This window comes from Rhodobaculum claviforme, assembly GCF_016653255.1.
Taxonomy (GTDB): domain Bacteria; phylum Pseudomonadota; class Alphaproteobacteria; order Rhodobacterales; family Rhodobacteraceae; genus Rhodobaculum; species Rhodobaculum claviforme.
Genome location: NZ_NHSD01000192.1, coordinates 1 through 7,076, shown reverse-complemented (window position 1 = coordinate 7,076; position 7,076 = coordinate 1). Strand labels below are relative to the sequence as shown.

The window sequence follows — 7,076 nt, the reverse complement described above, 5'->3', positions numbered from 1 at the left end:
GCCGGGGCGGCGCTGCGGGCGGTGGGCCGCGACGCGCGCCATCACCGCTCGCCCAACGCCGGCTGGCCCGAGGCGGCGATGGCCGGTGCGCTGGGGTTCGGCCTTGCGGGCCCGCGCGCCTATGGCGGGGTGCTGAGCACGGACCGCGTGATGAACGACGGCGGCCGGCGCGACCTGGGCGCGGCCGACATCCGTGCCGCGGTGCGGCTGTACTGGCGGGCCAACACGGGGCTGGCGCTGTTGCTGGCCGCCGTCCTGTGGGCCGTGACATGATCCATCGCGCAAAGGCTGATCCATGACCCTGATCCTCGTGACCGGCGCCGCACGCTCGGGCAAGAGCCGCCGCGCCGAGACGCTGGCGCGCGGTTTTGACGGCCCGCCCGTCTATGTCGCCACCTGCCAGGCGTTTGATGCCGAGATGACCGCGCGCATCGCCCGCCACCGTGCCGACCGCGGCCCCGGCTGGGACACGCACGAGGAACCGCTGGAGCTGTGCCGCACGCTGGCGGCCACCGACGGCGCCGGGCCGCGCCTGGTCGATTGCCTGACGCTGTGGCTGACGAACCTGATCCTCGCCGACCGCGACCCGGTGGCCGAGGGCACGGCGCTGCTCGCCACGCTGGCCGTGCAGACCGCGCCGGTGGTCATGGTCACCAACGAGGTCGGCTGGAGCATCGTGCCGGAAAACGCCCTTGCCCGCCGGTTCCGCGATGAACAGGGGCGGCTGAACCAGCGCATCGCGGCCGCGGCCAGCCGGGTGGAGCTGGTGGTGGCCGGCCTGCCGCTGACCCTGAAGGGCGCCCCCCCGTGATCGACCCCGGCCGCCCTGCGTGACCGTCGCGGACCGGACGGGACAGCCACGCCCGAAGCCACCCCCACCCGGCCGAGGCATCCCGACGCCCCCGCCCGGCTGCGTCATGCGACCTCGAGGGTCTTTCGCCGGTCGCCCGGTCAGCCGGCGCATCTGCCCCGATCGGCTTGTGGTCGTGCCGCAGGCTCGCCTGCGGCGTAGCGGCCGAGGGGCGCATCGTCTGCGGGTGATCCGGCGCTCGCACAAGCTGCCGCCCCGGACCGCCGACGACTGGCGGCACGATCCGGCCGTTCTCACCCAGGCCGTCCTCACCCCGGGCAGGCGGCCCCGGTCGGGTGGTCACGGTCGGGTGGTCACGGTCGGGTGGTCACGGTCGGGTGGTCACGGTCGGGTGGTCACGGTCGGGTGGTCACGGAGGCCAAGCGGGTCTGGAGGCTGAAAGCCGCCCGGCGCGCCGCAGCGCGAACCTGCGGCGTATCCACAGCCGGGTCGCAAAGCCCGAGGGGGGCGGGTGCCCCCGGTGGCGCTGCCCGGGCGGCAGACGGCCTCAGGGCGCCATCATGATGACATCGCCGAAACGGCTGCGGGCGGTGTCGCGGATGGTGGCGGCGATGCGCGGGAGCGCCTCGCCGATGGCGGCATGGCGGCGTGTCACCAATCCGATCGAGCGGACGATCCGTGGCCCGGCCAGGCGCAACACCCGGACATCCTCGTCGTCCGAGCCGACCTCGGAGCGCACATAGAGCGCGGGCAGGAAGGTCACCCCCATGCCCATGCCCGCCATCAGCCGCAGCGCATCGAGGCTGGTCCCCTCGTACTCCCTGTGCAGGCGCGCGCCCAGAAGGTCGCACAGGTCGGCCACCTGCTGGTGCAGCGCATAGGTCGGGCCCAGCGTCAGCACCGTCTGGCCGGAGAGCGCGGCACGCTCGACGGTGTCGCCCGCCGCCAGCGGGTGATCGTGCGCCGCCACCAGTTCCAGCGGTTCGCGGAACAGGCGCAGCACCTCGAAATCACCCGGGGGCGCGGGCAGGTGCACCAGCACGATGTCATGCGCACCCTGCGCCAGCCCCTCGACCAGCGTCCTCGGCGACCCCTCGCGGATATAGAGCTTCAGCTCGGGATAGAGCTGGTGCAGCCGGGCGATCACATGGGGCAGCAGATATGGCCCCAGCGTCGCCGACGCGCCGAAGCGGATCGTGCCGCCCAGCCCCGAGCGCAGCACCGCCGACAGATCGAGGACCTCCCGAAGCTCGGCACGGATGACGCGGGCGCGCTCCAGCACCTCGCGGCCGGCCGGGGTCGGGATCGCCCCGGCCCGGCCGCGCTCGATCAGCCGCAGGTCCAGCAGCCGCTCCAGGTTGGCCAGCTGGACCGACAGCGATGGCTGGCTGATGCCGCACCGCTCGGCGGCGGCGCGGAAGCTGCCGGCCTCCACAAGGGCGATGAAGTACTCGAGCTGGCGCAGGCTGGGCAGATCGCGCATGAAGCACCCCCCGTGGCAGGGCGGAGAGGGCAGGCCCCTCTCCGCGGGCGACCGGATCACCAGTCATCGTCGAAGAAGTCATCCGTTGGCAACTCCGCCGGCGCCTCCGGCGCACCGCCGGGGCCCGCGCCGAAGATGACCTCGGGCAGCCAGGTGACGGTCTCGGGCCAGATCCACAGGATCGACAGCGCCACGATCTGCAACCCGATGAAGGGGATCGCCCCGCGATAGATCTGCGGCGTGGTGATCGTGCGTGGCGCCACCCCGCGCAGGTAGAACAGCGAGAACCCGAACGGCGGCGTCAGGAACGAGGTCTGCAACAGAACCCCCATCATCACCCCCAGCCAGATCGGATCCACCCCCATCATCAGCAGCACCGGCGCGGTGATCGGCACCACGATGAACAGGATCTCGAAGGTGTCGAGGAAGAAGCCCAGCACGAAGATGATGAGAAACACCATCAGGAGCGCACCCGTCTGCCCGCCCGGCATCGCCTCGAGGAAGCCGCGCACCATCGCGGTGCCGCCCATCTGGGTGAACACCAGCGCAAAGGCGGTGGCCCCCAGCAGGATGATGAACACCATCGAGGTGATGGACATCGTCGACACGCAGGACCGGAACAGCGTGTCGAAATACCTCCGCCGCAGGGGTCCGGAGGCGACCACCGCCAGCAGCGATGCCACCAGCACCCCCAGCATCAGGTTCAGAAGCCCCGGGCCGCCGAACAGCCAGCCGGTGATCGCCAGCACCCCCAGGAACCCCAGCCAGAACCAGAACAGGTTGAGGTCCCGCCGCGGATCGCCCGGCGCGCCGAGATGGGTGTCGGCCAGCAGCTTGACCGCCGCCAGGAACAGCGCGCCCAGCGCGCCCACGCTGGCGCTTTCGGTCGGCGTGGCGACGCCTGCGACGATGGAGCCGAGCACCGCCATGATCAGCACCAGCGGCGGGATCAGCGCCGAGACCACCCGCCGCCCGAGGCCGCGGCGCTCGGCGTCGGTCATGGCCACTGGCGGGCAGCTCTCGGGCGCGACGATGGCGCGAAAGATGACATAGCCCGCATAGAACGCCGCCAGGATCAGCGAGGGGATCATGGCCCCCGCAAAGAGGTCGCCCACCGACACCGTGTCGGGGGCGAAATTGCCCATCGCCAGCTGTGCCGCCGAATTGGCCCCCTGCAGGATGTCGGCCATGAAGATCAGCACGGTCGATGGCGGCAGGATCTGCCCCAGCGTGCCGGCCGCGCAGATGGTGCCCGTCGCCAGTTTGGGATCGTAGCCCGCCCGCATCATCGCAGGCAGGCTGAGCAGGCCCATGGTCACCACCGTGGCGCCCACCACCCCGGTGGCCGCCGCCAGCAGCGCCCCCACCAGCACCACCGACAGCGCAAGCCCCCCGCGCATCCGTCCGAACACCTGCCCCATGGTGGTCAGCAGGGATTCCGCGATGCCGGAGCGCTCCAGCACCACGCCCATGAAGACGAAAAGCGGCACCGCGATCAGCACAGGGTTGGTGATGATGCCCCAGAACCGGTTGGGCAGGGCGGCAAACAGCCGCTCGTCGAAGGCGCCGACCCACATGCCGGCAAATCCGAACAGGATCGCAAGCCCGCCCAGCGTAAAGGCCACCAGATAGCCGGTCATCAGCAGCGCAAGGATGGCCAGGAACAGCCCGGCCGCCATCAGCTGCCCCACAAGGGATACGTCGAATGCCATGGCGCGCCCCCCTCAGACCGTCTGATCGGCGCCGTGGCCGCCATGGCCCAGCACGTATTGCGGCCGCCCCCCCAGCACGAGGACGCCGCGCAGCACGAACGCCAGCCCCTGCAACGCCACCAGCGCCACAAAGGCCACCATCGCCCCCTTCAGAAGCCACACATTGGGCAGGCCCTGCGGGTTGATCGACCCCTCGTCGATCCGCCAGGCGGCGAGGAAGAAGGTCCACGTCAGGGACCCGAACACCCACAGGAAGGGCACCAGCACCGCAAGGGTCATGACCAGGTCGGTGGCCGCCCGGCGCCGGTCGCTCCAGCGGGTATAGAACACATCCACCCGGACCATGCCGCCGGTCATCATGGTATAGGCCGAGCCGAGCATGATCACCGCCGCGTGCTGCCAGACGTACAGCTCCTGCAGCCAGATCAGCCCCACGCCCATCACATACCGCAAGTACACGCTGGCAAAGCAGACCAGCACCGTGCCCAGCGTCAGCCAGGCGGTCAGATACCCGCTCCAGCGGCAGATCCCGTCGATGCCCGCCACGGTGCCGGCACACAGCCGCACCCAGCCGGGCTCGGACCCGGTGTTCCCCTCTCCCATGGCTTCCTCCCTGTGGTTTGCCGCGCTGTGGTTTGCGGCCCGCGATGTGCCGGCGGCACCGCCGCATCGTTGGCGGCGGCCCCGGTCAGATTGTCGCGGCGTCGGAGGTTTCAATGGGTGGCAATAGGTTTTTTTAATCGACAATAGGAATTGCGATAGTCAGTAATAGGATTTTCCTAATTCCCTTTCGTGACCGCCCCGCGCGCTTGCGCGGCGCCGCCACGCTTTCATATCCGCCCACGACCCGGGTGCCTTGGCGATGCCCCGGACCCGGGCCGTCCGGCGCGCCAGCGCCCCATCACCAGGGAGGAGAAACCAATGAACAGACGCGATTTCCTGACCCGCGGCGCGCTTGTTGGCGCGGCGGGCGCTTCGGCCGCGACGCTGGCCGCACCCGCGATCGCCAGCGGCATCATCGAGTGGCGCATGGTCCACAGCTGGCCCAAGGGGCTGCCCGGTGTCGGCGTGGGTGCCGAACGGCTGGCACGGCGCATCGAGAAGATGTCGGGCGGGCGGATGCGGATCAACGTCTTTGCCGCCGGCGAGCTGGTGCCCGCGCTGCGCTGCATGGACGCGGTGATGGACGGCACCGCCGAAATGGGCCACGACGCCTCGTTCTATCATGTGGGCAAGCATCCGGCGCTGGCGATCTTCTTTGCCGTGCCCTTCGGCATGGTCGCCGACGAACAGGCCGCGTGGCTGCTGCACGGCGGCGGGCAGGCGCTGTGGGACGAGCTGTCGGACCGCTTCGGCATCATCTCGCTGCCGGCGGGGCAGACCGCGGCGCAGACCTTCGGCTGGTTCCGCAATCCCATCGAAAGCCCCGAGGATTTCCGCGGCCTGCGCATCCGCATGCCGGGCCTGGGCGGCGAGATGGTGCAGAAGCTCGGCGCCAGCGCCGTGCTGCTGGCGGGGGGCGAGATCTTCTCGGCGCTGCAATCGGGGGCGATCGACGCGGGCGAGTTCATCGGACCGGTCAATGACCTGCCGATGGGCTTCCACCAGGTCGCGCGCTATGCCTATGGCCCGGGCGTGCAGGAGCCGGGCGGCGCGGTGCAGCTGATGCTCAACAAGGGCCGCTTCCAGGAGCTTCCGGACGACCTGCAGGAGATCATCCGCGCCGCCTGCCACGCCGGACACGAGGACATGAAGGTCGAATACGACCTGCATTCCGGCAAGACCATGGAGGTGCTGCGCCTCGAACACGGGGTCCAGTTCCGCCGCCTGAGCCGCGAGACCCTGGAGGCGCTGGGCGCCGCCGCGGGCGAGGTGGTCCGCGAGTCCTACGACAGCGGCGACGCGCTTACCCGCCGGATCTGGGACAGCTACCTTGCCAGCCGCGAGAACACCAAGCGCTGGTTGCGGTTCAACGAGCAGGCCTTCCTCAACGCGCGCGTGCTCGACTTCGCGTTCCCCGCCGCCTTCTGACGGGATGGGCGCCGGGGCTGCGGCGCAGCGACACCCGCGCTCCGGCGCATCCACAGATGGCGCGGCCGGCACGCACACCGGCCGCGCCCCCTGCCCGCCCATGCCGGTCGGTCCGCCGCGACATCCCGTCTTCCGGGGGGGGCGGTCACGCAGCGGGGCGGCTGTCCACGCCGCCGCGCTCGGCCCGCGGCGCATCCGCCGCCAGGGTCGCCCGATCCTGCGGACCGGCCCGCCGCGGCGGGCATCACGGCGGGTATCACTGCGGGCATCATGGCGGACATCGCGGCGGGTGCCCGGGTGCGGTCGCGGCTCCCGAAGCGCGGGCCGGGCGGTGCGGGCCGCAATTGCCGCGCCCGCCCGCGCCCGCATGTTGCGTTCTGCCGCGCCAGGCGCGCCGCCTTCGGGCCATCGTGCCCGCCGCGGCGGGCGCTAACTGCGCCCGGCCATGGACAGGGCCAGCCGCGCCAAACGGAAAATGTCGGGCGGCCCGGGGTTGACACCGACACCGCGAAGCCCGTCCCTGCGCGGGTGCGGATCGGCCCGCCCGAGCCCCTGTGGAGCTGCGGCCCGATCCACGCGCCCGCCCGGACCACATATGACCGGTCCTGCGGCGGTGGATCGTGGAGCAGAACAAGGAGTGCCCGTAGCCATGCGTTTGATGATTGCACTCGCGCTGACAGCAGCCGTGGCCGTCACCGGCTGTGCGGGCGCGGTGGGCGGCCAGTCGGTGGTCCAGGGCGCCGGGAGCGAGCTTCTGAAGCTCCGTGCCGGACCCGGCCTCGGATATCGCGTGATCCTCGGCCTGCCCGACGGCACCGCCGTTACACGCCGCGGCTGCGTGACCGAGGTGGGGCAGCGCTGGTGTCGCGTGTCGCTCAACGCCGCGCCGGGCGTCACCGGGTACGTCTCGGCCGATTACCTCTCGGGGTCATGACCGCGCGCCCCCGGATCGGCCAGACCGCCGGGGCGTGACCGCCGGTCCGGGTGGGGGGCCTCCGGCCGACCGCAGAAAGGCCCCATGCGATGGCGGGCTGTGCGG

At 71.3% G+C, this 7,076-nt stretch carries 7 protein-coding genes; 4 read left to right on the top strand and 3 right to left on the bottom strand.

The window, feature by feature from the left end; translation table 11 throughout:
- On the top strand, nt 1-273 hold a 273-nt coding region (locus CCR87_RS06545), incomplete at its 5' end, for a cobalamin biosynthesis protein (RefSeq protein WP_201156757.1).
- A gap of 22 nt (nt 274-295) precedes the next feature.
- Nucleotides 296-811 carry a bifunctional adenosylcobinamide kinase/adenosylcobinamide-phosphate guanylyltransferase gene (gene cobU, locus CCR87_RS06540; protein WP_201156756.1) on the top strand — a complete coding sequence of 172 codons (516 nt, stop codon included), beginning with the start codon at nt 296-298 and terminating at the stop codon, nt 809-811.
- 547 nt (nt 812-1,358) lie between these two features.
- Here the strand turns inward: cobU and CCR87_RS06535 are convergent.
- From CCR87_RS06535 to CCR87_RS06525, 3 genes are read right to left on the bottom strand one after another with little or no spacing between them, the layout of a single operon-like run.
- Nucleotides 1,359-2,294, bottom strand: coding sequence for a hydrogen peroxide-inducible genes activator (locus CCR87_RS06535; protein ID WP_201156755.1), 936 nt, complete (start codon nt 2,292-2,294; stop codon nt 1,359-1,361).
- Nucleotides 2,295-2,350: 56 nt separating this feature from the next.
- Nucleotides 2,351-4,006 carry a TRAP transporter large permease gene (locus CCR87_RS06530; protein WP_201156754.1) on the bottom strand — a complete coding sequence of 552 codons (1,656 nt, stop codon included), beginning with the start codon at nt 4,004-4,006 and terminating at the stop codon, nt 2,351-2,353.
- 12 nt (nt 4,007-4,018) lie between these two features.
- Nucleotides 4,019-4,609, bottom strand: a complete 591-nt coding sequence (locus CCR87_RS06525) for a TRAP transporter small permease subunit (protein ID WP_201156753.1) — start codon at nt 4,607-4,609, stop codon at nt 4,019-4,021.
- Between the two features lie 318 nt (nt 4,610-4,927).
- Between CCR87_RS06525 and CCR87_RS06520 the strand changes: the two genes are divergently transcribed.
- Nucleotides 4,928-6,037, top strand: a complete 1,110-nt coding sequence (locus CCR87_RS06520) for a TRAP transporter substrate-binding protein (RefSeq protein ID WP_201156752.1) — start codon at nt 4,928-4,930, stop codon at nt 6,035-6,037.
- A 649-nt stretch (nt 6,038-6,686) separates the two neighbouring features.
- A complete protein-coding gene (locus CCR87_RS06515; protein WP_201156751.1) occupies nt 6,687-6,971 on the top strand; it encodes an SH3 domain-containing protein in 285 nt (94 codons plus the stop codon).
- The last annotated feature ends 105 nt before the right edge of the window (nt 6,972-7,076 follow it).